This is a genomic window from Pseudidiomarina salilacus, from assembly GCF_047323925.1.
Taxonomy (GTDB): domain Bacteria; phylum Pseudomonadota; class Gammaproteobacteria; order Enterobacterales; family Alteromonadaceae; genus Pseudidiomarina; species Pseudidiomarina salilacus.
The window spans coordinates 13839-36136 of sequence record NZ_CP178751.1 but is presented as its reverse complement, the minus strand read 5'-3'; the positions used below and the strand labels follow the sequence as shown (position 1 = coordinate 36136).

Genomic DNA, 22298 nt, shown 5'->3' with positions numbered 1-22298 from the left:
TTATCAGCGTAGAAATTTGACGCCAAAGCGCTTATGCTAATGGCTTTGCATAGTAACGGAAAGCGCGCCGGAAAAAAAACCTCATGGGTGCATTAATTGTTCTCGCCATCATTGTCGCCTATTTATTTGGCTCCATCAGCAGTGCAGTGCTTATCTGCAAACTGTTTCGGTTGCCGGATCCGCGCCAGCATGGCTCCAATAATCCAGGAGCAACCAACGTATACCGTATGGGTGGCGCAGTCCCAGCATTTCTAACGCTATTTTTTGATGTTCTCAAAGGTATGGTGCCGGTATGGGGCTCCTACTTTCTCGGTATCGAACCCTTATTCCTGGGCATGATTGCAGTAGCTGCTTGTCTTGGTCACATTTTCCCATTGTACTTTCATTTTCGTGGCGGAAAAGCCGTTGCAACCGCCTTAGGCGCAATGTTTCCGGTCGCTTGGGAAATGGCGCTGTTACTCATCGCCACTTGGCTGGTGGTGTTTCGTATCAGCCGCGTCTCCTCGTTGGCAGCTATCATAACCGTGTCCTTGGCACCTTTTTATGCCTATTGGATTAAACCTCAGTACACGGTGCCTGTGATTATGATTTCAATACTTATCATCTGGCGCCACCAAGCCAACATATCGCGTCTGCGCCAAGGTCACGAGCAACGCATGCGCCGTCGTTAATCGGCGGTTGCTGGGGTTTGTAGTTGCTCCAATGGCCAACGCGGAAAGGTCTTAATCACTGTATCCACTTGCTCACCTGCAAGGAGTCGTTGTGCTCCAGCAAATGCGATCATCGCCCCATTGTCGGTACAAAATTCAGGCCGTGGAAAATAGACCTGTCCACCTATCTGCTGAGTAAACGCCTGCAGTTGTTCGCGCAAGGCCTTGTTGGCACTCACCCCACCAGCAACCACGAGACGCTTTAAACCGGTTGCTTGTAATGCACGTCGGCATTTGATGACCAAAGTATCGACCACTGCATCTTGGAAGGCACGAGCAATATCCGCCCGCGTTTGCTCATTTGCATCGGCAGCTGCAATAGTGTTTGCCGCAAAAGTTTTCAACCCGCTAAAACTAAAATCTAAACCGGGTCGGTCGGTCATCGGCCGTGGAAATTTGTAAACACCGGGCTGTCCACCGTCCGCTAGAGCGGCCAGTCGCGGCCCACCGGGATAATCGAGCCCCATCAATTTGGCGGTTTTATCAAAGGCTTCGCCAGCAGCATCGTCGACAGACTCGCCGAGCAATTCATACTTACCGATGCCATCAACGCGCACCAATTGCGTATGGCCACCAGAGACGAGTAGTGCGACGAACGGAAATGCTGGTGGGTTATCTTCTAGCATGGGCGCCAGCAAGTGCCCTTCCATATGGTGCACGGCTATCGCCGGTACCTGCCAGCCAAAGGCTAAGCTACGACCAATACATGCACCTACGAGTAAGGCGCCAACCAAACCTGGTCCTGCAGTGTAGGCAACACCATCAATATCGGCACTCGTGAGTCCAGCTTCGCTTAAAGCAGCTTGAATAAGTGGTAAGGTTTTCCGCACATGATCGCGCGATGCCAATTCTGGCACCACGCCACCATAATCTGCATGTAATTTGACTTGGGAATACAACTGATGAGCTAACAGGCCTTGCTCGGTATCATAAATAGCAATGCCTGTTTCGTCACAAGATGTCTCGATTCCGAGAACGCGCATGAAAACCTCGTACTACCGCACTTGTAAAAGAGCGATAGTTTACTCGAAGTTACTCGAAATCTACAGTCACACCTTTGAGTGGGCCTTCTTCACCGGGACGACTCTCGCCGCTGAGTTTAATTTTCAAGCGTAAATCGTTTGGTGCATCAGCATGACGCAATGCGTCTTCAAAGGTGATTTTGCGAGCTTTGTAAAGGTCAAAAAGGGCTTGGTCGAAGGTTTGCATACCCAGTTCTCGCGACTTCGCCATAATCTCTTTTATTTCACCCATATCGTTGGTGGCAATTTTCTCCGCCACGATAGGGCTATTGAGCAATACTTCAATGGCAGCTAAGCGCCCACCGTCAACGGTCGGAATCAATTGCTGCGCCACAATACCGCGCAAGTTCAACGACAAGTCGAACATCAATTTGCCGATTTTCTCTTTCGGCACCATGTGCATGATCCGCTCAATCGCTTGGTTCGCGTTGTTGGCGTGCAAAGTTGCCACACATAAATGACCGGTTTCAGCGAAGGTGAGCGCATATTCCATGACTTCTTGAGAGCGGATCTCACCGACCAAAATAACGTCCGGCGCCTGGCGCAACGAGCTCTTCAGTGCGGATTCAAAACTCTCCGTATCGGTACCAACTTCACGCTGGGTAACCATAGACTTGCCGTGCTCATGGACGAATTCAATCGGGTCTTCGATGGTAATAATGTGACCACGCGAATGCTGATTTCGGTAACCCAGCAATGCCGCTAAGCTGGTCGACTTACCGGTACCCGTACCACCCACAACCAAAAATAGGCCACGCTTTGCCATGATCAGCTTGGTAAGAACTTCAGGTAACTTGAGTTCTTCCACCGTGGGTATTTCGGTGACGATACGACGAATAACCATACCGGCGCGTTGCCGTTGCCAGAATGCACTGACCCGGAAGCGACCGATACCTTCACGGAATATCGCAAAGTTCGCTTCGTGATCTTTGAAATATTCATCGTGATGTTTTTCACCGAGCGCATCTTTTACCAAGTCTAAGGCGCCTTCTTCAGACAGTTTCTGCTCGGTTAAATGCCGCAGCTCACCATTAATCTTGGCACTCGGCGGCAGGTTTGCTGAAATAAACAAATCTGAAGCGTTCTTTTCGATCATGATTTGCAGTAGTTTGTTGAGCAACATACTTGTTCCTCGCTTTTCCTCTTGCGCCATAACTACTTGAACGCCTCTTTGTTAGCAGCTTTGGCGCGCGCCTCGAGACGCGAAACCAAGCCTTGATTCAATAAGTTTAGCAGACCTTGGTCAAGAGTCTGCATACCGTGCGCAGCACCCGTCTGAATCGATGAGTACATCTGCGCGACCTTGTCTTCACGAATGAGATTTTTGATAGCTGGAGTTGCGATCATGATTTCGTGCGCTGCGACTCGTCCGCCACCAACACGCTTCAACAGCGTTTGTGAAATAACCGCACGTAAGGATTCTGAAAGCATGGAACGAACCATCGGTTTTTCGTCACCGGGGAACACGTCGATGATACGGTCTATAGTTTTGGGTGCCGAGGTGGTGTGCAATGTACCAAACACCAAGTGGCCCGTCTCGGCTGCAGTCATCGCCAAGCGAATGGTTTCTAGGTCACGCATCTCACCCACCAGAATGACATCAGGGTCTTCCCGCAGAGCAGAGCGTAGTGCATTTGCGAAGCTATGAGTGTCACGATGCACTTCACGTTGGTTGACCAAGCTCTGCTTGTTACGGTGCACAAATTCGATCGGGTCTTCGATGGTCAGTATATGGTGATGCTTACTTTCATTGATGAAATCCACCATCGCGGCGAGAGTGGTTGACTTACCCGAGCCAGTTGGCCCCGTCACTAACACCAACCCTCGAGGTTGATCGGCAATGGTTTTGAAAATTTCTGGCGCACCCAACTGCTCTAGCGTTAAAACTTCACTCGGAATGGTACGTAATACCGCACCACAGCCTCTATTTTGGACAAAAACATTGACCCGGAAGCGCGCTAAATCAGGAACTTCAAATGAGAAGTCGCATTCCAAATTTTGTTCGTATTCTTTCCGCTGCCGGTCATTCATGATGTCGTAAACCAACTCTTGCACCTGTTTGTGCGACAAAGATGGAATATTGATTTTACGAACATCCCCATCGACACGTATCATAGGCGGTGAATCCGCTGATAAGTGTAAGTCCGACGAGTTATGTTTAACGGCGAAGCCCAGTAACTCAGTAATATCCATACGCTTTCTCTTTTTTATTATGAGTGAGTGTTAGCAATGAGCCAGAGTCCAATGAATAGCATAGTTGAGCGCTTAAAAGAAGTCCGCCAGCAGATCGAAAGCGCCTGCGATCAACACAATCGTAGACCAGAATCGGTGCAATTGTTAGCTGTAAGCAAAACCAAGCCTGCCAATGCAATCCGTGAACTGTATGAGGCGGGACAGCGACACTTTGGTGAAAACTATTTACAAGAGGCGTTAGAAAAGCAGCAACAGCTGACCGATCTTGACGCTCTTGTCTGGCACTTTATCGGCCCTATTCAGTCCAATAAAACCCGCGATATCGCCGCGCATTTTGCATGGGTACAAAGCGTGGATCGTAGCAAAATTATTCGCCGACTCAACGAGCAGCGCCCGGCAGAGCTACCGCCATTACAAGTCTTGATTCAGGTCAACATTGACGATGAACAAAGTAAATCAGGCGTTGCACCGAATGAAGTAGCGGCCTTAGCCGCGGATATTGCCGCCGCCGGCCGCCTAACGCTACGCGGACTCATGACGATTCCGGCTGCGCATGCAAGTGCAGCGCAACAACAACAGAGTTTCACCGCCATGCAACGGTTGTTTTCTGCATTATCATCCCAATATGAAAGTGTTGATACACTTTCAATGGGCATGAGCCAAGACATCACCGCGGCTATCGGCGCGGGCTCAACCATGGTGCGCGTAGGTACTGCACTATTTGGCGCTCGAGCAAGCAAAAAGGAGTAATTCATGACAACTCAGCATCGCACTATCGCTTTTATCGGTGCAGGTAATATGACGCAAAGCATCGTCGGTGGAATGGTCGCAAGTGGTTATCCTGCCGACGCAATTTTTGTCAGTAACCCAAGCACGGGAAAGCTCGAGAAGATCGCCGCTGAGCTTGGCGTGCATACTTCGCAAGATAACGCCGAAGTTGCCAATAAAGCTGACGTAATCGTCCTAGCAGTAAAACCGCAATTAATGGCTGATGTCTGTGCCGCTTTGCGTGAGCAGGTGACTGATTTAACCGACAAACTCATCGTTACCATCGCAGCGGGAATTCGCATCAGTAAATATCGCCAGTATCTCGGGGCTGACATTCGGATGATTCGAGTGATGCCTAATACACCCTCTTTGGTCGGCAAGGGCATGTCTGGCCTCGTTGCTGATGATCGTGTCGACGACAGTGACAAGCGTTTTATCACTACTGCTTTTGATGGTGTCGGTGCCACTCTTTGGGTTAGTGATGAAGACGAGCTGGATATTCTTGGCGCAGTTGCCGGAAGTGGCCCAGCTTACTTTTTTGAATTTATGGCGAGCTTACAAAAAGCCGCAGTTGCGCTTGGTTTTGATCGCGATAAAGCGCGACAAATGGTACAACAGACAGCACTTGGTGCGGCTGAAATGGCAATTCACAGCGAACTAGAATTAGAAGATTTGCGTAAACAAGTTACCAGTAAAGGTGGCTCTACCGCCAAAGGAATTGAGCAATATCAAGCTTATGATATTGATAAAATCTCAGTAGATGCGGTCAAAGCTGCCGTAAAACGCAATCAAGAAATGGCCGAATTGTTTTAAAGGAACAAGCGAATGGAGCTTATAAACTTTCTTATTATCACTATTTTCGAGCTGTATTTGATGGTGGTAATTTTACGTGTTTGGTTACAGGCAGCGCGAGCCGACTTTTATAATCCACTCAGTCAGTTTGTCGTAACTATCACCGACCCTTTGGTTAAGCCGTTACGCCGCATCATCCCGACCATTGGTGTTTGGGACTTAGCGACCCTATTTCTGGTCTTCGTGGTGAGCCTCGCAAAATTTGTGACCCTAAGTGCAGTTCATGGTTATCCGTTTATTTGGATTGACTTGCTGTACTTGGCGGTGATGTCCGCCATTGGCCAATTCCTTTGGTTGTTGTTCTGGATTGTCTTGATTCGGGCTTTATTAAGCTGGTTTGCGCAGGGCTATAATCCGATGACAGCAATGTTAGCACAACTAACTGAGCCATTTTTAGCGCCGATTCGTCGCATTATTCCGCCAATGGGCGGGCTTGACCTATCGGTGTTGGTACTCATCATTGCCATTCAGGCACTGATGATCGTGTTTCGGGTTTAATCATCGAGGGTACTCATGCGTACTTTAGCCAAGTTATTCCTATTAGTGAGCGTCTGTCTTGGTGCGACATTTAATGTCGCACAGGCTGAACAAAGCAAACGTTTAGGTCCGTGGGAAGTGCATTACAATGCGTTTAACTCTACCTTCCTGCAGCCCGAGATTGCTCGGCAATACAAACTTGAGCGCAGTGATACGCTCGCCACCCTCAATATTGCGGTGTTAGCAGCGGAAACCGCAGGTAAGCCGGCACAACGGGTATCGATCGAAGGCTATGCAATGAATCCTCTAAGCGTCCAGCAACGCTTAGAATTCCAAGAAGTCGTTGAGGGCGATGCGGTTTATTATCTCGCACAAACTCGTTTCACTAATCTCGAAACGTTACGCTTTTTTATCACCATCAAAAAAGATGGCGAAACCCAAGAGCTGCGTTTCTCTGACGAATTTTGGCGCAATTAATCTAACAGCTTCACGCCAACCTTAGTGATTTGATCTTGCTCGTCCAACTCGCGAATGGTGAGTTGGACCTGACCGAGCACCAACTGATCCCCCACCACCATGCGGCGGTGGAATTTATACGAAAAGTAGTCGTGCAGCGTTTTGCTTTGTAGTTTTTCGTCTAACTCCCCAAGCGGATAAAACGCAGCTATGTCTGCCAATGACAAATTACCATTCAAAGTGAAATCACCGAAGAAGTCTGTCGCATTCAACGAACGCGCCTTACCGCCGGCCGAAAGAACCCGACTAATTTCATCAATATGCTTTACTTGCGCGACAACCAATACCTTGTCATCTTCACGTAATTGCGGACGTTCGCCGGGACGTAACCACTGCCCTTTGCGCACTAGACCGACAAACTCCAGTGGTACTGACCAACGCAGCTCATGCCAGGCATGGTCGCAAGCAGGTGAACGCTCGGTAATTTGATACGACCACAATTCTAAAGGTTCTTCGCTGCCCACTTGATCGAGTGGCATGCGTCGATCCGGCTCAGCTTCAGCAGGAACTTCAAGCTTCAACCAACGCGCCATCGGCACAATAGTCCAGCCTTGCAATACCAAAGATACCAGTACCACGACAAAGGCAATATCGAAGAATAACTCTTGGTCGGGCAGGCCACTCAACCACGGATAGAGAGCGAGAATAATCGGCACTGCACCACGCAAACCTACCCAACTGATAAAAACTTGCTCTTTAATTGGGAATGAAAACGGTAGCAAACTCAAAAATACTGCTAACGGCCGCACTAAGAATATCATCACCCCGGCGACACTTAGCGCCAACACCAAGTTATCCATCAAATGTGATGGTGTCACCAGCAGGCCAAGTATCAGAAACATCATGATTTGACTTAACCAAGCTAAACCATCTTGTACCTGTAAAATATGCACCAGCTGCGGTAATCGCGCATTACCGATGACATACCCCATCAAATAAGCAGCTAAAAAGCCACTACCACCAAGGGTTGAGGTCAGCGCGAAAACGACTACTGCGCTGGCAGCAGCCAGCAAAGGAAAGAAACTAAACTGCACAGTGATTTTGCGTGCCATCCAGACAAAAGTTCTGCCGCCTAGCCAACCTCCGAGTAAGCCCACTAGCAATTGTTGTAGCACCTCTAAACTGACAGCGGCAAACGAGAATACCTCGGCACTCGCAATTAAGCTGGTCATGGTCATGGTTAGAATGACCGCCATCGGATCGTTGGTGCCCGATTCAATTTCAAGGGTTGAGGCAACCCGCTGTTTGATCTTCAGGTTTTGTGACTGGAAAATACCGAAGACCGCCGCAGCATCGGTGGAACTCAATATAGCGCCCATTAGCAACGCCATGGGCCAAGGGATATCAAATAAGTAGACAATACCGACGGCAGTTAAACTGCAGGTCAGGGCAACGCCAAGTGTGGCAAGACTAATAGCGGGCCACAAGGCAACGCGAAAGCGCTCTTTCTTGGTACGCATGCCGCCGTCAAAGATAATAATGACCAATGCCAAAGAGCCGATAAAGAATGCAATTTCCGGCTGATTAAACTCGATCCCGAGGATGCCCTCTTCGCCGGCTAGCATGCCGACAATCATGAATACCAAGAGTAACGGCGCGCCCAAGCGTGATGAGACCACTGCTGCCAGAATACTGACAAGTAGCAAGGAGCCCATGAGTAACATCACGCTGGTCAAATCCGCCACAGGTTTCTCCTTTGGTCGAGGCGCTGCATCCTTTATAATGCATCCATTGTGCCTAAAACGAGTAAAGCTGTCATGCAAGAAGTTGTCTTAGCAACTGGAAATGCGGGAAAAATCCGTGAGTTAACCGAACTATTGCTGCCTTTTCAGTGGCATGTTCGGCCACAGGCAGAATGGAATTTTGCAGAAGCTGAAGAAACCGGCCTCACTTTTATCGAAAATGCTATTTTAAAAGCACGTCACGCGGCACGTATAACTGGGTTACCAGCCTTGGCTGACGATTCCGGATTAGCAGTCGACGCGTTGGGCGGAGCGCCTGGGATTTATTCGGCGCGTTATGCGGGCCTCAATGCGTCAGATCAAGACAACATCGACACATTACTCACAGCGCTTCAGGGCGTTGACGAAGCCGAACGCGGCGCAAGTTTCCATTGTGTGTTGGCATTTCTTCGACATGCGGAAGACCCCACCCCGATCATTTGTCACGGTCGTTGGCGTGGCATCATCACCACTGTACCTAGTGGCGATAAAGGATTTGGTTACGACCCACTGTTTTACGTCGCTAGCGAAGGTTGTACCGCAGCGCAACTTAGTGCGGACCGTAAGCGCGAGCTCTCGCACCGTGGTCAGGCGCTACGACAACTGCAGCAGCTCCTGGAACACGGCGCATGAAGCTACCACCGCTCGCGCTCTATGTGCACGTACCTTGGTGTATTCAAAAATGTCCCTATTGTGATTTCAATTCGCACGCATTGAAGCATGACATCCCTGAAGAAGCTTACGTCAACCGGCTGCTGGATGATTTGCGCGCCGATCTTGAGTGGGCTCAAGCCCGCCCAATAAGTAGTATTTTTATCGGTGGTGGCACACCAAGTTTGTTCTCCGCCGCAGCAATTGCGCGGCTACTTGAGGGTATCGCTGCACAGCTACCGCTCAGCGACGATTGCGAAGTGACGCTTGAGGCAAATCCGGGAACCTTCGAACAGGAGCGTTTTGCCGGCTTCGTAGCCGCTGGCGTCAATCGCTTGTCAATTGGCGTGCAAAGTCTAGATGCTACGCAGCTACAGCAGTTGGGCCGTATTCACGATCCTGCACAAGCACTTACCGCTGCTCAACATGCGCGCACGCTGGGTCTGCGCAGCTTCAATTTAGATCTCATGCACGGACTACCGGGGCAGACGGTTGCCGCTGCGATGGCAGATTTAGCTGGCATCATAGCCCTTGAGCCACCCCACATCTCTTGGTACCAGCTGACGATCGAGCCGAATACCTCGTTCGCCAGCCGTCCACCACGACTTCCTGATGACGAAGTTTTATGGGAAATTTACCAACGTGGGCATGAAAAATTAGCGGCCGCGGGCTATCAAAACTATGAGGTCAGCGCTTACGCAAAGCCGGGGCATCAAAGTCGCCACAATCGCAACTACTGGCAATTTGGTGACTATCTCGGTATTGGTTGTGGGGCTCATAGCAAAATCACCCTAGCAGATGAACAACGGATTATGCGCTGCGAGAAGATCAAGCATCCGCAGGGCTATCTCGATCTTACACGCCCACTGCGATATCGGACTTGGGAGGTTGCCGCCAGTGAACTCCCGTTTGAGTTCTTTATGAACCTGCTGCGCCTCAATGAGCCGATGCAAAAGCAATTGTTTACCGAACGCACGGGCTTGGCGCTGTCAGTTGCGCAGCAAGCTTTGGCGCCAGCCATCGCTAAAGGACTTGTGATTGAGCAAAATAAGGCATGGATAACCACCGACCTAGGCCGGCGGTTTTTAAACTCGATTCTTGACGAAATGGTATGAGTATTTAGGCTTTACGCGCAAACTTCAGATCCCAAACACCGTGCCCCAAGCGTTCGCCGCGGCGTTCGAATTTGGTCAGTGGACGCTCTTCAGGACGCGGCACATAGTCATTGGTTGGCGATAGATTTTGCCATTGCCCAGCAGCTTCAGCGGCTTGCATGACTTCCAACATATGCTCGGCATAGTTCTGCCAATCCGTTGCTAAGTGTAAGACACCACCGATACGAAGTTTCTTCCGTAACGTCTCAACAAACTCAGGCTGAATAAGTCGACGTTTATGGTGGCGCTTTTTGTGCCATGGATCAGGAAAGAATACCTGCACTCCCGCCAATGAATCATCGACGAAACAGTCGTCAAAAACCTCAACGGCATCATGTTCATACAAGCGCAAATTCGTCAGCTGCTGCGCTTCTGCAGCCATCAAGCAAGCACCAACACCTGGACGATGCACTTCAATGCCGATAAAGTTCTTTTCTGGTGCCGCTGCTGCCATGGCGACCAACGAATGCCCCATCCCAAAGCCAATTTCGACTATGGTGTCGGCTTCGCGTCCAAAGCATTCATTGAAATTGACTACGCCGGCTTCATGGGTCAGTCCCATTAGTGGCCAGCTACGCTGCAATGCAGCCTCTTGGCCTTTAGTTAAGCGACCTTCGCGCTTAACAAAACTGCGTATCTTACGGATATAGCGACCTTTTTCTTGAGCTTCTGCAAGGTTCGCTTGAGTGTCTATGGCTTGCTTCTCGTCTGTCATAACTTTTAAAGTCTCTAAAACGACAAAAAAGGCGCAACTAAGCTGAACTTAGCGCGCCTTTTCTTAGCACTACGAAAAATTAATTGTCTTCTTTCACCGGTACTTCTTTGGTGACAGACATTTTCGCTTCGATGCGACGGTTCTTCGCACGATTCTCTGGCGAATCATTTGGTACCAGTGGACGGTTTTCACTGTAACCTACAGTGCTCACACGCTCTTGCTCGATACCAAAGTCTTTAATCAGACTATCACCAACAGACTTCGCACGACGTTCTGACAAGCCTTGGTTATACTGCACTGTACCCACGCTGTCAGTGTGACCTTCGATGCGGATATCCAACTGCGGGAATTCTTTCAAGAAGTCTGCAGTGTCTTGCAGCTCATCTTTTTCACCTGCTGGAATTTGCGCTGAATCGAACGCAAAGTTAATCATCAGCTCGTGCGTGATGGTTTCGTTTTGATACATCACACAACCGTATTCATCAACCTTGTAAGTAGGCTGCGTATTTGGGCAACGGTCGCGATTATCTGGCACACCATCACCGTCTGAATCAACTACCGCAGCTTGTTCAGGCTCTGGCGTCGGAGCTGGAGCTGGTGCTGCTTTACCAAAGTAATAACGCACGCCAGTCATCAACAAGAATTCGGTTAAATCACCATCGTTCTGTTGTACACCACCTTCAACAAACAACTGCCAATCATTGTTGAGCTGTTCACGGTAACCCGCACTAACACGCAAGAAACGGTTCGACACATCACCGATTTCGGTGTTGTTGATACCTAAAGTACCGTACACGTTGTTAGTGAAGTTATACATCATGTCGATACCGAAAATACGGCCGTCAGCGGTGTCTGCGTTTTCTAAGTCACCACGAATGTAATCGTAGTACACACGGTAGCCCCACTCTGGGGTAAACTGAAAACCTGCTTCCACACCATAGAAAGCACTGTCGAATCCGCCATCAAACGTACGTAACTGATTGTTGTCGATAGCAACACGATCAGAGTCAGTACCTAAAGGACCCAAACGCGGGCCGACCCACCAATGGCCTTCATTGGTATCCTGCGCGTAGGCAGGCACGACTGCTGAGAGACCAGCGACTACTGCTAATGAAATTACGGCGATACGATTCACGAGATGCTCCTTAATTTCCCTATGAATTAATTAACGCTTAGTATATACGAAATACATGGTTTTTCCTTGTTTTTTCCTAAATTATTGGGGGGTTTACATGACTTTTACAAAATCCCCTCAAGCACAACTCTATTGCAACAATAATCATGATTCATTCTGAAAGTTTTATCGAAAAAGCAAAAGCTTGTATCCAACCCGAGAGATTCACCGAGCGGGTCGTAAAATGGCAAGAGCAACATGGGCGCAACGATCTTCCATGGCAACAAGCAGGTGATCCCTATCATGTTTTGGTCAGTGAGTTGATGCTGCAGCAAACTCAGGTGAGTACGGTCATTCCGTATTTCCAACGTTGGCTCAAGGAACTCCCCAGTTTTCACGCCCTTGCGGCAGCCGACGAACAAACTGTCATGCAGTTATGGCAGGGCCTTGGCTACTATCGTCGCGCCCGTAATTTGCATGCTGCAGCGCAAGCCGTCGTCGCGACGTATGCGGGGCAATTGCCACAGCAAGCGGACGAGCTGCGCGAAATTCCTGGCATAGGTCCCTACACGGTCGGTGCCATTCGTGCATTTGCCTTCGACCAACCTGCAGCCATCGTCGATGGCAACGTAAAACGCTTATTTTCCAGACTCTTTATGTTGCCGTTTTTGGTCAATAAAGCGAGCGATGACAAGCATTATTGGCAACTTGCTGAGGCTTATAAACCGCTAGCCTCTGCTCGACGCTTCGCCCAAGGTTTACTGGATTTGGGCGCGACCATTTGCAAACCCCAGCGCCCCCTATGCGAGCAATGCCCACTTGCTGATGTGTGCCTGGCGAAAACTCATCAAGCAACCGACAGATTTCCGCAACGAGCGGAGAGTAAGAAGACGCCCACTAAACCAGGTTACTTTGTCCTTGACGCTGACGCTGATGGCGTCTTCCTCGAGCAGCGCTCTGCAACCGGCATTTGGCCCTCACTCTGGTGTTTACCCGAGCTGCCATCAGCACCTAATGAGCAAACACCCCAGGCGGAGTTCAAGCATACCTTCACGCATTATAAACTGGCGGCGCGAGTTTACTTAAGTTCGAGTAACAACATCAACGGCAAGCGTATCGCTTGGCGAGACCTCGATCAATATGGGTTACCAGCACCAATAGCGAAGTTTCTCAACAACCAAGCGCGCAAGCTAGTTTGTCAGGCATCTGAATAGCGCGTAAAATGGCGCTAAGTTTATCTATTATGAGGTCGTTATGAGTCGTACCGTATTCTGTCAGTATTTAAAGCAAGAGGCTGAAGGCTTAGACTTTCAACTTTATCCTGGCGAGTTAGGCCAAAAAATATTTGAGAATATCTCTAAGCAAGCATGGGGCGAATGGCAGAAGAAGCAAACCATGCTCATCAACGAAAAACGTCTTAATATGATGGATCCTAACGACCGCGCTTTTCTCGAGCGACAGATGACGGCTTTCTTGTTCGAGGGTAAAGACGTCGAAATCGAAGGCTACACTCCACCAAGTAACTAATTTAGTTCGTTCGCTTTCCTGCCAAACAGCGGCTCAGTACTGACGCCGCTGCTCAGCCCCAAGTTTTTTTCACCTCCACGTTAATATTTCCTAAATTTAACCTTCGTATGATCAGCATAAGCTAAACTTATACCTGTTAACTGGAGTCACCTCCGCAATTCTGTTAGTATACAAACGAATTTTTCAAGAGGGAGCCACTATGAAAATGCCTTCCTGGCAGCGGGCTGTTGTAAAAGTAGGCAGTGCGTTGATTGCGCCAGACGACACAGGAACGAGCACTAAATATTTACTTGCGATAGCTCGATTTATTATCGAGTGCCACGAGCGCGGCCAAGAGGTTGTGTTGGTATCATCAGGCAGTGCTGCTGCCGGCCGCAAGCATATCAGTTATGACAGCGATAAGATTCCAGTCACTGTTAAAAAAGCAATGGCAGCCGTCGGTCAAAACGACATGATGGCAAACTGGTCACGCTTTTTTGACTTCCCATGTGCACAGGTATTAATGACACATGGTGATTTACGAGATCGGGCACGCTACGTCAGTATTCGCAACACGCTTCACACATTGTTAGAACACAGTGTATTGCCCATCGTAAATGAAAACGATGCCTTGGCAACCGATGAAATGAAAGTCGGCGACAACGACAATCTTGCCGCTATGGTGGCAACGCTCGTTGATGCTGATGCGCTCTTCATTTGCTCGGACATTGATGGTCTTTTCGATGCCGACCCGCGGGTCAAACCAGACGCTAAAAAGATACCCGAGGTCGATACGATTACCGAAGAGATCTTTGCGCTGGCTGGAGGCACCACCAACAAAATCGCGACGGGCGGTATGCGTACCAAAATTGAGGCAGCTGAGAAAGCCACCTCGCATGGTATCGACACCTATATTGTGAACGGTCGTAAGGGTGAAACCTTTGAATTGCTGTTGCAAGGTGAGAACCCAGGAACCCTATTTAAGCGCCAGCAAGACCCAATGAGCAACAAGAAGCATTGGTTGCGTCACACCCTGATTTCGCAAGGTGAGATTGTGGTGAGCGAAGCTACTGCGCAAGCCTTAATTAAAGGCGCGCCGCTAACGACCACAGGTATTGTTGATGTTCAAGGTGATTTTAATCGCGGTGATGCGGTGGTCATTCGCCACGGCGAAAGTGCCGAAGCCATTGCCAAAGGGATTTGTCAGTACAGCTCGCATGAGCTGTTACATATCAAAGGACAAGAAGCTAGCAGTATTGCTGAGCAATATGGCTACAGCCCGATTACAGAAGTCATCGAAAGTAACGACTTAATGATTTTGGAGGATGAATGAGTAACTCCGTAGCAACTGAAATTGCCAAACGTGCTGCAACTGCAGCACGTGCAGTCGCCAATTTAACGACTGCTGAAAAAAATGCTGTTCTACAAAAAATGGCCGATGCTATTCGTAGCCACCGCGACGAAATCCTGGCGGTGAACGAGAAAGACATGGAAGCCGGCCGTGACAAGCAGCTCTCTGAGGCGATGCTTGATCGCCTGCAACTTAACCCTGAACGTATTGAAGGTATGGCAACCGCGATTGAAGAGATCATCGAACTACAAGATCCGGTCGGCGAGCGTATGCCTTTCAATGAGCGTCCGAATGGCATCAAAGTAGAAAAAATGCGCATTCCGCTGGGCGTGATTTGCATGATTTACGAAGCCCGTCCAAACGTAACGGCCGATGCCGGCGCGTTGTGTTTCAAATCGGGTAATGCGGTCATTTTACGCTGCGGTCGTGAAGCGATTGAGAGTAGTAAAGCTATCGCTGCTGCATTGCATCAGGCGCTGCGCGAAAGCGATCTTCCAGAAGATGTGATCACCGTAGTACCGACCCCAGATCGTGAACTGCTGATGGACTTAATGCAGCAAGATCAATACGTCGATTTAGTGATTCCACGTGGCGGTGAAGGCCTCATTCACTTTGTCAGCGACAACAGCAAAATCCCAGTGATTCAGCACTATAAAGGTGTTTGTCATTTATACGTGGATAAAGCTGCCGATCAAGACAAAGCGCTGGCCATTTTGCTGAATGGTAAAACCCAACGTACAGGTGTTTGTAACGCACTAGAAGGCTTACTTGTACACCAAGCTATCGCCGCTGAATTCATGCCTAAAGTCGCGCAAGCGCTGGCTGAGAAGCATGTGAAAATTCACAGTGATAAAGCTTCTGCCGATTACTTTGATAAGCCAGATGTGATCGCTGATGACGCTTTTGGTGAAGAGTATTTGGCGCTTGAAATTGCGGTACGTACAGTGCCTGATTTTGCTGGTGCGATCGACCACATCCATCAGTTTGGTAGTGGCCACACCGAAGTTATCGTGACCGAAGATGAAGCACGTGCACAACGCTTTATCCGTGAAGTCGATTCGGCAGTCACCATGTGGAATGCTTCTTCGCGCTTTAGCGATGGTGGACAGTTAGGTTTAGGTGCCGAAATTGGTATCTCAACCAGTAAACTACACGCTTATGGCCCAATGGGCTTACAAGCACTTACGACTGAAAAATTTGTAGTAACAGGTACCGGTCAAACGCGCGACTAAGCGCGTTGATCATAACCTGCTAACAATAGAGGCCAATCTCGTGCTTCCGACCAATGGAAGTCGTGCTTGGCCTCTTTTGCTTTTTGCTGCTCTTTGCGAAGACTGCGCAACAGTCGCGCTAAATTAGCTTGTTGCCACTCACCAGCCTCACGAAAACCGCACTTATCGAAGTCAACGATCCACGCTTTAGCATCCGCGTCTAACATTAAATTGTGGCAATTTAAGTCGGAGTGATACACCTTAGCATCATGCAATTGCCGGATGACAGCGCCGACTTTATGCCATTGCTCGCTATCGAGCTGACGCTCACAAAGCAGCTTAAAAACATCCTTGGCGTTGGGGATGACTTCAACTAGGATATCCGCGCGGTAGCCCCATACAGGCGCACGCTGAAACCTCGCAGCTAAAGGATTCGGCACTGGTAAGCCAAGCTCGCGTAAGCGCAACAGCAAGCTAAATTCAGCCATTGCGCGCGAATCAGCGAGCGCTTCACGCTTGAACCGATCTTTGTTGAATTTGCCAACGAGTCCACCGCGATAGTAGTGTCGCAGCAGCATCCCCTGCTCACCGTGTTCAATAAACCAAGCCTTACTCCGGCCTGTTGCGGAGCCACCCACCAACTGCTGTTGCTGCCAATAATCAGGGTCGAAATACGCCATCTCAAACGACGAAAAATAGTCGTTGCGATACCAAGCAACAGCTCTGTTGGCATCTGTTATTTCATCTACTTGTCGCATCGTGGTTGCTCCATCTGGGGTTGGCGTCACGATCATTTGCACATCGCGTAACATAGCTTGGGTTGCACCTTGATCACGAGCGAATTCATCGGTCGCCCGTTGTTGCATGGCTAAACATTGGCCGGGTTGTTGCAAGAGTTCCAACCAAACACTGGTCAGTTGTTCATCATCTTCGACCCAGCGAACCGCCTCTGCATTATCTAAACGCTGATAAATTTCGTTAAAGTTAAAGATATGTCGACCACTGACCACTGGGGTGTGCGTGGCCACTGGCTCTAATGGATTATGACCACCGCGCTGGATCAGACTGCCACCGACAAAAGCCACATCAGCAACCGCGTACCATTGCATTAGCTCACCCATGGTGTCACCAAGCCAGATTTGCTGTTGCGCCGTTGGCTGCTCACCCCGACTCCGATAAGCAAGGGCAAAACCACGGCGCTCTGCCAGCTGCCCCACCGCTTGAAAACGTTCTGGGTGGCGAGGCACTAAAATCAACAAGGCCTGAGGTAGTTGTTCTAACAGGTGAGCAAAAGCATTTAACAATTGTTCGTCTTCGCCTTTATGCGTACTCGCCGCCACCAATACTGGGCGATCAAGTTCTTGGCGCAGTTGAGCTGCCCGATGTAATAAATCAGCAGATACCTGACTATCGAATTTCAAATTACCACGAATGTGCGCGTTTGCCGTAGCAACACCCAATTGCAAAAAACGTTGATGGCTCGCCTCGTCTTGTGCAGCGACCCAAGTCAACTGCTGCCAAATAGGACCGAGAAGCCAACCATAACCTTGGTAGGTTTTTAACGATTTTTCCGACAAGCGTGCGTTTAGCAGAATCACCGGAGCGGCACGGCGATTGGCTTCACGCAATAAGCATGGCCAAACCTCAGTTTCTAGCACCACTACCGCACGCGGATTTAATTTGTCAAAGAATCGCCGCATGGCGCCTGGGGTATCAATTGGCAAGTACAGATGATGAACGCGTTCACCAAACAAACGTTGCGCCAAATCGGCCGCCGTCGGTGTCATTGATGATAAGGTGATCGGCAGCCTAGGATAGCTAGTTAAAAATTGCTCGATGAGTTGCTTGGCAGCAACGGTTTCGCCCACCGAAACGCAGTGGATAAGCAATCCTTGTCGCGCTTGTACTGGTACGGCTTGCAGCGCCAGCCGTTCCGACCAGCGCTGACGGTAAGCTGGTGCTTTACGACCGCGTAACCAAAAGTAGCACAATGCTAGTGGCGTTAGCAGTCGTATAAGCAGACGATACCAAAGCGTCATGGGAGTGCCTTAACGCCAGTATTCTTTGATCCATTCTGTCGGTAGGACCTTGCGGTACCATTTGCCACTGCGCCCAGCGATAGCATCATCTGGGTGCGGGCGACCGTGGAAGATAATAACCTTGGCACCTTCAGGAATACGCGGCTGCTGGAAAAAGCTCAGCGGGAAAGGTCGCAAACAATGACGTTTAAAACTGCGGCACCATTCAGCCGGCCAATACTTAAGTTTACCTTGACGAGCGACAAACTGGGTGATGAACTCTTGCTCGTTACGCACGTCTTTACGCGAGCCTACTGGATCGTTTTTCAAGTGCTCAAGTGCGTCAACATGGGCACCAATGTTGAAGCGGAACACCGATGTGTTACCCGTCGCGTCAGACTTATCCCATTCTTTGATCACTAAGAATTCGCCTTCAGGCTCGAAGAATTCGTCAAGGCTACCGACAATCACTATGTCTAAATCTAGAAACAACGTCGGTCCTTGCAAATCGTATAAAGGTTCCGCAAAGCAGGTCAGCTTGAGCCATCCATGTCCGAAGGTCCAAGGTTTACGTTCATCGAAATCAGCGAAACCAATGGCTGGAATAGGCTTCACCTCGACTTCTTCACGAATATCTTCGTTATCATCGGTCAAACAGACGAAGCGAAAAGGTCGTGACAAATGGCGGCTCACCATCGAATACAATGTATTGACGTAATCCGCGCCGTACTTCTGGCCCCATTTGATACATAACACGTTAACTGGCTGCATAATTTTCCTGCCTGTGACAATCCTTTTGGAATACTGCGCATGATGCCAAAATCTTGCAGTTATGGCTATGTTTTGGCGCTGAATTGACGATCTTTTCACGTCATGTGATCGTACTCTTGCTATCAACCAGTCTAGTAAATAACCATCATGACGCAATTACATGGCGCTTGCCTACAACAACTGAGCCAACTCAAGCAACGTTCCTTTGAGCGTGTCGCATTATTGCTTGGCGATCAACTGAATGCGCAACACTCTTGGTTCCAAGAACAGCATCCCGACACGCTGTTTGTGATGTTCGAAATGCGCCAAGAAACCGACTATTGTCAGCATCACATCCAAAAGGTAGTGGGTTTCTTCGTTGCCATGCGGCACTTCGCCAATGCTTTAGCCAATGCTGGTCGCTCGGTACTTTATTTGACCTTAGATGAAGCAGATAACCAGCAAAATCTAACCGCGAATCTCGATGCCGTGATCGATTCCTGTGAAGCTACCGAAGTTTGGCTACAGCAACCTGATGAATACCGACTGGATCAGCAGTTACTGGATTGGGTAGAGCAGCATGAAAAAGTGCATTGTAGCTGGTTTGATAGCGAGCATTTCTTAACCGAACGTGACGTTCTCAAGCAATGGTTTGGGGCCTCTCGCAACTACCTAATGGAAAGTTTTTACCGCCGTGTACGCAAGCAAACCGGCTATTTAATGGAGAACGATAAGCCCGCTGGCGGTAAGTGGAATTACGACAAAGACAATCGTAAAAAGCTTTCCAGCCGCCAATCGCAGCCGCAGCCGTTACTGTTTAGTCACGATGTATCGGCTATCGTCGAAATGCTGACGCAGGCACGAGTGAAAACCATAGGAAACATTAATGCAGAGCAATTTATTTGGCCGGTGACGCGCCGCGAGAGCAAACAGTTACTCGACTTTTTCGTCACCGAACTCCTGCCCTCCTTTGGTGATTATCAGGATGCCATGCTAGTTGACCAATGGTCGTTGTATCATTCGCGCATCAGCTTCGCGCTCAATACCAAGATGCTCAGTCCACGGTACGTTGTCGAGACGGCGATTGCAGCTTGGCAGCGCGATCCCGAACGCATCAGCCTGAATCAAATTGAAGGCTTCATTCGACAAATTATTGGTTGGCGCGAGTTTGTCCGCGCTATTTATTGGCAGTTTATGCCGGACTATGCGCAGCAGAACCACTTCGAGTATCAGCAAGCATTACCGAAATTCTATTGGGATGCTGATACCAAACTGAACTGCCTACACCATTCGATTCGGCAATCGTTAGATTTTGCCTATGCGCATCATATTCAGCGACTGATGATTACCGGCAACTTTGCGCTCCTGACGGAGTGCGATCCCGATGCAGTCGACGCTTGGTATTTGGGGATTTATATCGATGCGCTGCAATGGGTAGAGCTCCCCAATACACGCGGCATGAGTCAATTTGCCGATGGCGGCATCTTGGCGACCAAACCTTATGTTTCCAGCGGTAGTTACATCCAAAAGATGTCAAATTACTGCGACACCTGTCACTACGATGTAAAAGCGAAAACTGGCGAGAATGCTTGCCCATTTAATCTTTTGTATTGGCACTTTATCGATCGTCATCACGATAAACTGGTCAAGAATGGGCGGATGGGACTGATTCTGAAGCAATGGGAAAAGCGTGATGCCAACGAAAAACGGCAAATTATCCAAGAGGCACAAGCCTTTTTAGATAATTTGCCGCGATCTTAGTTCGCTGTGCCGTTCAGTTTATTGAAAACGACGAGGGCGACGGTCTGTTTTAGGTTTACGCGGTGGACGCGCAGCAATGCGCGCATCAGCCAGCGTTAAATCCATTTTCTGTTGACGTACACGCGCTTTTTGCAACAAGCGTAAAACACCTGTTGGCATACCTTTTGGCAATTCAACCAAGCTGTGGTTATCAAACAGTTGGATTTGACCGATATAACGGCTATCGATATCACCCTCGTTGGCAATCGCGCCGACGATATCTTGTGGACGAGCGCCGTGTTCACGACCCACTTGAATACGATAGGTATCGAATTCAACGTTGGCATCGCGACGGTCACGACTACCGGCACGCGGCTTTTCGCTGCGCTTACGATCACCACGATCAGCACGCTCTGGGCGCTCAGCAAACTTCTTCGGCGCTGGATCAGCAGGGACAATCAGCGGACGTGCCGCTTGTTGTTGTGCTAACAACGCAACCGCAATGTCTGTTGCCGACAAACCCGTGTCTTGCTGCATTTTCTCAACGATGGCGCTAAGTTCTGCGTTCTCGCCTTTCGCTATTTGCGCAACAATTTTGTCTTGCAATGCTTGTTGGCGATGCGTGCTCAGTTCAGCCGCAGTTGGAATTTCAAAAAACTCGATGCCGCTATTAGTTAAACGCTCATAGTGGCGCAACAAATGTTTTTCTTTCGCGCGATAGAACAAAATGGCTTCGCCGCTGCGACCTGCACGACCCGTACGGCCGATACGGTGCACATAAGCCTCGGTATCACCAGGCAAGTCATAGTTAATGACGTGGGTAATTTCAGGAACATCAAGGCCACGCGCAACAACATCTGTGGCAACCAGAATTTCAATATGACCACTACGCAATTGGCTTACGGTTTGCTCACGTTGGGTCTGATTCAAGTCTCCGCTTAACGGCGATGCTTTAAAACCAGAACGTTGCAACAACTCAGTGACTTCCATGGTGTCACTACGCGTGCGCACGAAGATCAACACACGCTGGTATTCCATAGTTTCTAGAAGACGCGTCAACGCCACCATTTTAGTTACACCACGAACCTGCCATGCGCGTTGACGAATGGTCGACTTGGCGGCATTTTTTGGCGCAATTTGAATATTCACTGGCTGTTCACCAGCTTCATTAATCAAGAATTTTTTCGCCAGCTTACGAATCGCTGGTGGCATAGTCGCAGAAAATAGCGCGCGTTGTGCCTGAGCAGGCACCGCAGCCATGATCGCTTCGATGTCATCAATAAAGCCCATATTGAGCATTTCATCGGCTTCATCAAGGACCGCCATACGCAGGTTTTGCAACTGCAATACGCCTTTCTTGAGCATATCGAGCAAGCGCCCTGGTGTACCTACGATGATTTGTGCGCCGGTGCGCAATGCTTTGATTTGTGGACCGAACGCGGCACCACCGTAAACGGTAGCTACTTCAAGGCCACGCTGTTGCTGGCCAAACTCAGTAATAGCTTCAGCTACCTGAATGGCCAATTCACGTGTTGGTGCTACAACGAGCATTTGCGTTTGACGCAAGCTCGCATCCAACAGCGTCAAACCTGGCAAGCCGAAAGCTGCTGTTTTACCGGTACCCGTCTGAGCTTCGCCCAAGACGTTCTGCGAGGCCAACAGTGCAGGAATCGCTTGCAACTGGATTGGCGTAGGCGTGGTGAAATTCATTTTTTCGAGCTGCTTAAGCACAGCAGAGCTTAGGCCCAAATCGGCGAACGATTGGCCAGTCATAACTTCAGACATATTTTTCTCACATGTTTCTGTAAAGCGTATAAGGGGGAAGTACG

Annotated in this window: 21 protein-coding genes; 12 read left to right on the top strand and 9 right to left on the bottom strand. The window is 49.3% G+C overall.

What is annotated here, in order from left to right; translation table 11 throughout:
* Window positions 1-83: 83 nt before the first annotated feature.
* Window positions 84-671: a glycerol-3-phosphate 1-O-acyltransferase PlsY gene (gene plsY, locus ACJ8W9_RS00165; RefSeq protein WP_034732215.1), complete on the top strand. Its 588-nt coding sequence runs from the start codon at window positions 84-86 to the stop codon at window positions 669-671.
* Here plsY and tsaD read toward each other — a convergent pair.
* The 3 genes from tsaD to ACJ8W9_RS00150 are packed head-to-tail and all read right to left on the bottom strand — an operon-like array spanning window position 668 to window position 3925.
* Window positions 668-1693 (bottom strand): tRNA (adenosine(37)-N6)-threonylcarbamoyltransferase complex transferase subunit TsaD, encoded by a 1026-nt coding sequence (gene tsaD / locus ACJ8W9_RS00160; protein WP_411357939.1) that lies wholly within the window; start codon window positions 1691-1693, stop codon window positions 668-670. The genes plsY and tsaD overlap by 4 nt on opposite strands.
* 49 nt (window positions 1694-1742) lie before the next feature.
* On the bottom strand, window positions 1743-2855 hold the full coding sequence (locus ACJ8W9_RS00155) for a PilT/PilU family type 4a pilus ATPase (RefSeq protein ID WP_411357938.1): 1113 nt from the start codon (window positions 2853-2855) through the stop codon (window positions 1743-1745).
* Window positions 2856-2887: 32 nt separating this feature from the next.
* The gene (locus ACJ8W9_RS00150) at window positions 2888-3925 is read right to left on the bottom strand and encodes a type IV pilus twitching motility protein PilT (RefSeq protein WP_034732218.1); all 1038 of its coding nucleotides are present in this window, start codon (window positions 3923-3925) and stop codon (window positions 2888-2890) included.
* A gap of 51 nt (window positions 3926-3976) precedes the next feature.
* On the opposite strand from ACJ8W9_RS00150, the gene ACJ8W9_RS00145 reads away from it, so the two are divergent.
* Genes ACJ8W9_RS00145 through ACJ8W9_RS00130 form a run of 4 tightly spaced genes read left to right on the top strand, consistent with a single transcriptional unit; the run spans window position 3977 to window position 6499 of the window.
* Complete coding sequence (locus tag ACJ8W9_RS00145) at window positions 3977-4675, top strand: YggS family pyridoxal phosphate-dependent enzyme (RefSeq protein ID WP_411357937.1); 699 nt, start codon at window positions 3977-3979, stop codon at window positions 4673-4675.
* Window positions 4676-4678: 3 nt separating this feature from the next.
* Complete coding sequence (gene proC, locus ACJ8W9_RS00140) at window positions 4679-5506, top strand: pyrroline-5-carboxylate reductase (RefSeq protein ID WP_411357936.1); 828 nt, start codon at window positions 4679-4681, stop codon at window positions 5504-5506.
* 12 nt (window positions 5507-5518) lie between these two features.
* The gene (locus tag ACJ8W9_RS00135; protein WP_411357935.1) at window positions 5519-6043 is read left to right on the top strand and encodes a YggT family protein; all 525 of its coding nucleotides are present in this window, start codon (window positions 5519-5521) and stop codon (window positions 6041-6043) included.
* Window positions 6044-6058: 15 nt separating this feature from the next.
* Window positions 6059-6499, top strand: coding sequence for a DUF4426 domain-containing protein (locus tag ACJ8W9_RS00130; protein WP_411357934.1), 441 nt, complete (start codon window positions 6059-6061; stop codon window positions 6497-6499).
* Here ACJ8W9_RS00130 and ACJ8W9_RS00125 read toward each other — a convergent pair.
* Window positions 6496-8223 carry a potassium/proton antiporter gene (locus ACJ8W9_RS00125; RefSeq protein WP_411357933.1) on the bottom strand — a complete coding sequence of 576 codons (1728 nt, stop codon included), beginning with the start codon at window positions 8221-8223 and terminating at the stop codon, window positions 6496-6498. The genes ACJ8W9_RS00130 and ACJ8W9_RS00125 overlap by 4 nt on opposite strands.
* Window positions 8224-8295: 72 nt before the next feature.
* On the opposite strand from ACJ8W9_RS00125, the gene rdgB reads away from it, so the two are divergent.
* Entirely contained in the window at window positions 8296-8892 is a 597-nt protein-coding gene (gene rdgB / locus ACJ8W9_RS00120) for an RdgB/HAM1 family non-canonical purine NTP pyrophosphatase (RefSeq protein ID WP_411357932.1), read from the top strand.
* Complete coding sequence (gene hemW, locus ACJ8W9_RS00115; RefSeq protein ID WP_411357931.1) at window positions 8889-10025, top strand: radical SAM family heme chaperone HemW; 1137 nt, start codon at window positions 8889-8891, stop codon at window positions 10023-10025. The genes rdgB and hemW overlap by 4 nt, the downstream gene beginning before the upstream one ends.
* A 4-nt stretch (window positions 10026-10029) precedes the next feature.
* On the opposite strand, the gene trmB is transcribed toward hemW, so the two are convergent.
* On the bottom strand, window positions 10030-10779 hold the full coding sequence (gene trmB, locus ACJ8W9_RS00110; protein WP_411357930.1) for a tRNA (guanosine(46)-N7)-methyltransferase TrmB: 750 nt from the start codon (window positions 10777-10779) through the stop codon (window positions 10030-10032).
* A gap of 79 nt (window positions 10780-10858) precedes the next feature.
* Window positions 10859-11914: an OmpA family protein gene (locus tag ACJ8W9_RS00105; RefSeq protein ID WP_411359871.1), complete on the bottom strand. Its 1056-nt coding sequence runs from the start codon at window positions 11912-11914 to the stop codon at window positions 10859-10861.
* Window positions 11915-12060: 146 nt separating this feature from the next.
* Here ACJ8W9_RS00105 and mutY point away from each other — a divergent pair, with 146 nt between their 5' ends.
* From mutY to ACJ8W9_RS00085, 4 genes are all read left to right on the top strand, one after another.
* On the top strand, window positions 12061-13107 hold the full coding sequence (mutY, locus tag ACJ8W9_RS00100) for an A/G-specific adenine glycosylase (RefSeq protein ID WP_411357928.1): 1047 nt from the start codon (window positions 12061-12063) through the stop codon (window positions 13105-13107).
* A 40-nt stretch (window positions 13108-13147) separates the two neighbouring features.
* Window positions 13148-13420, top strand: a complete 273-nt coding sequence (locus ACJ8W9_RS00095) for an oxidative damage protection protein (protein WP_411357927.1) — start codon at window positions 13148-13150, stop codon at window positions 13418-13420.
* A 199-nt stretch (window positions 13421-13619) separates the two neighbouring features.
* Window positions 13620-14732: a glutamate 5-kinase gene (gene proB / locus ACJ8W9_RS00090; RefSeq protein ID WP_034732231.1), complete on the top strand. Its 1113-nt coding sequence runs from the start codon at window positions 13620-13622 to the stop codon at window positions 14730-14732.
* Window positions 14729-15982, top strand: a complete 1254-nt coding sequence (locus tag ACJ8W9_RS00085) for a glutamate-5-semialdehyde dehydrogenase (protein WP_411359868.1) — start codon at window positions 14729-14731, stop codon at window positions 15980-15982. Before proB ends, ACJ8W9_RS00085 begins: the two co-directional genes overlap by 4 nt.
* On the opposite strand, the gene waaA is transcribed toward ACJ8W9_RS00085, so the two are convergent.
* Window positions 15979-18000, bottom strand: coding sequence for a lipid IV(A) 3-deoxy-D-manno-octulosonic acid transferase (waaA, locus tag ACJ8W9_RS00080; protein ID WP_411359866.1), 2022 nt, complete (start codon window positions 17998-18000; stop codon window positions 15979-15981). The genes ACJ8W9_RS00085 and waaA overlap by 4 nt on opposite strands.
* Before the next feature lie 9 nt (window positions 18001-18009).
* Window positions 18010-18750 (bottom strand): glycosyltransferase, encoded by a 741-nt coding sequence (locus ACJ8W9_RS00075; protein WP_411357924.1) that lies wholly within the window; start codon window positions 18748-18750, stop codon window positions 18010-18012.
* 147 nt (window positions 18751-18897) lie between these two features.
* On the opposite strand from ACJ8W9_RS00075, the gene ACJ8W9_RS00070 reads away from it, so the two are divergent.
* Window positions 18898-20490, top strand: a complete 1593-nt coding sequence (locus tag ACJ8W9_RS00070) for a cryptochrome/photolyase family protein (protein WP_411359864.1) — start codon at window positions 18898-18900, stop codon at window positions 20488-20490.
* Window positions 20491-20508: 18 nt separating this feature from the next.
* Here the strand turns inward: ACJ8W9_RS00070 and ACJ8W9_RS00065 are convergent, their stop codons facing one another.
* Window positions 20509-22254, bottom strand: coding sequence for a DEAD/DEAH box helicase (locus tag ACJ8W9_RS00065; protein ID WP_411359862.1), 1746 nt, complete (start codon window positions 22252-22254; stop codon window positions 20509-20511).
* Between the last annotated feature and the right edge of the window lie 44 nt (window positions 22255-22298).

Coding starts and splice junctions, on each gene's coding strand:
- ACJ8W9_RS00075 (WP_411357924.1), bottom strand. CDS start 18,750: ATGCAGCCAGTTAACGTGTTATGTATCAAATGGGGCCAGAAGTACGGC.
- ACJ8W9_RS00095 (WP_411357927.1), top strand. CDS start 13,148: ATGAGTCGTACCGTATTCTGTCAGTATTTAAAGCAAGAGGCTGAAGGC.
- trmB (WP_411357930.1), bottom strand. CDS start 10,779: ATGACAGACGAGAAGCAAGCCATAGACACTCAAGCGAACCTTGCAGAA.
- ACJ8W9_RS00130 (WP_411357934.1), top strand. CDS start 6,059: ATGCGTACTTTAGCCAAGTTATTCCTATTAGTGAGCGTCTGTCTTGGT.
- mutY (WP_411357928.1), top strand. CDS start 12,061: ATGATTCATTCTGAAAGTTTTATCGAAAAAGCAAAAGCTTGTATCCAA.
- rdgB (WP_411357932.1), top strand. CDS start 8,296: ATGCAAGAAGTTGTCTTAGCAACTGGAAATGCGGGAAAAATCCGTGAG.
- hemW (WP_411357931.1), top strand. CDS start 8,889: ATGAAGCTACCACCGCTCGCGCTCTATGTGCACGTACCTTGGTGTATT.
- proC (WP_411357936.1), top strand. CDS start 4,679: ATGACAACTCAGCATCGCACTATCGCTTTTATCGGTGCAGGTAATATG.
- proB (WP_034732231.1), top strand. CDS start 13,620: ATGAAAATGCCTTCCTGGCAGCGGGCTGTTGTAAAAGTAGGCAGTGCG.
- ACJ8W9_RS00150 (WP_034732218.1), bottom strand. CDS start 3,925: ATGGATATTACTGAGTTACTGGGCTTCGCCGTTAAACATAACTCGTCG.
- ACJ8W9_RS00070 (WP_411359864.1), top strand. CDS start 18,898: ATGACGCAATTACATGGCGCTTGCCTACAACAACTGAGCCAACTCAAG.
- ACJ8W9_RS00065 (WP_411359862.1), bottom strand. CDS start 22,254: ATGTCTGAAGTTATGACTGGCCAATCGTTCGCCGATTTGGGCCTAAGC.
- tsaD (WP_411357939.1), bottom strand. CDS start 1,693: ATGCGCGTTCTCGGAATCGAGACATCTTGTGACGAAACAGGCATTGCT.
- ACJ8W9_RS00085 (WP_411359868.1), top strand. CDS start 14,729: ATGAGTAACTCCGTAGCAACTGAAATTGCCAAACGTGCTGCAACTGCA.
- ACJ8W9_RS00135 (WP_411357935.1), top strand. CDS start 5,519: ATGGAGCTTATAAACTTTCTTATTATCACTATTTTCGAGCTGTATTTG.
- waaA (WP_411359866.1), bottom strand. CDS start 18,000: ATGACGCTTTGGTATCGTCTGCTTATACGACTGCTAACGCCACTAGCA.
- plsY (WP_034732215.1), top strand. CDS start 84: ATGGGTGCATTAATTGTTCTCGCCATCATTGTCGCCTATTTATTTGGC.
- ACJ8W9_RS00155 (WP_411357938.1), bottom strand. CDS start 2,855: ATGTTGCTCAACAAACTACTGCAAATCATGATCGAAAAGAACGCTTCA.
- ACJ8W9_RS00145 (WP_411357937.1), top strand. CDS start 3,977: ATGAATAGCATAGTTGAGCGCTTAAAAGAAGTCCGCCAGCAGATCGAA.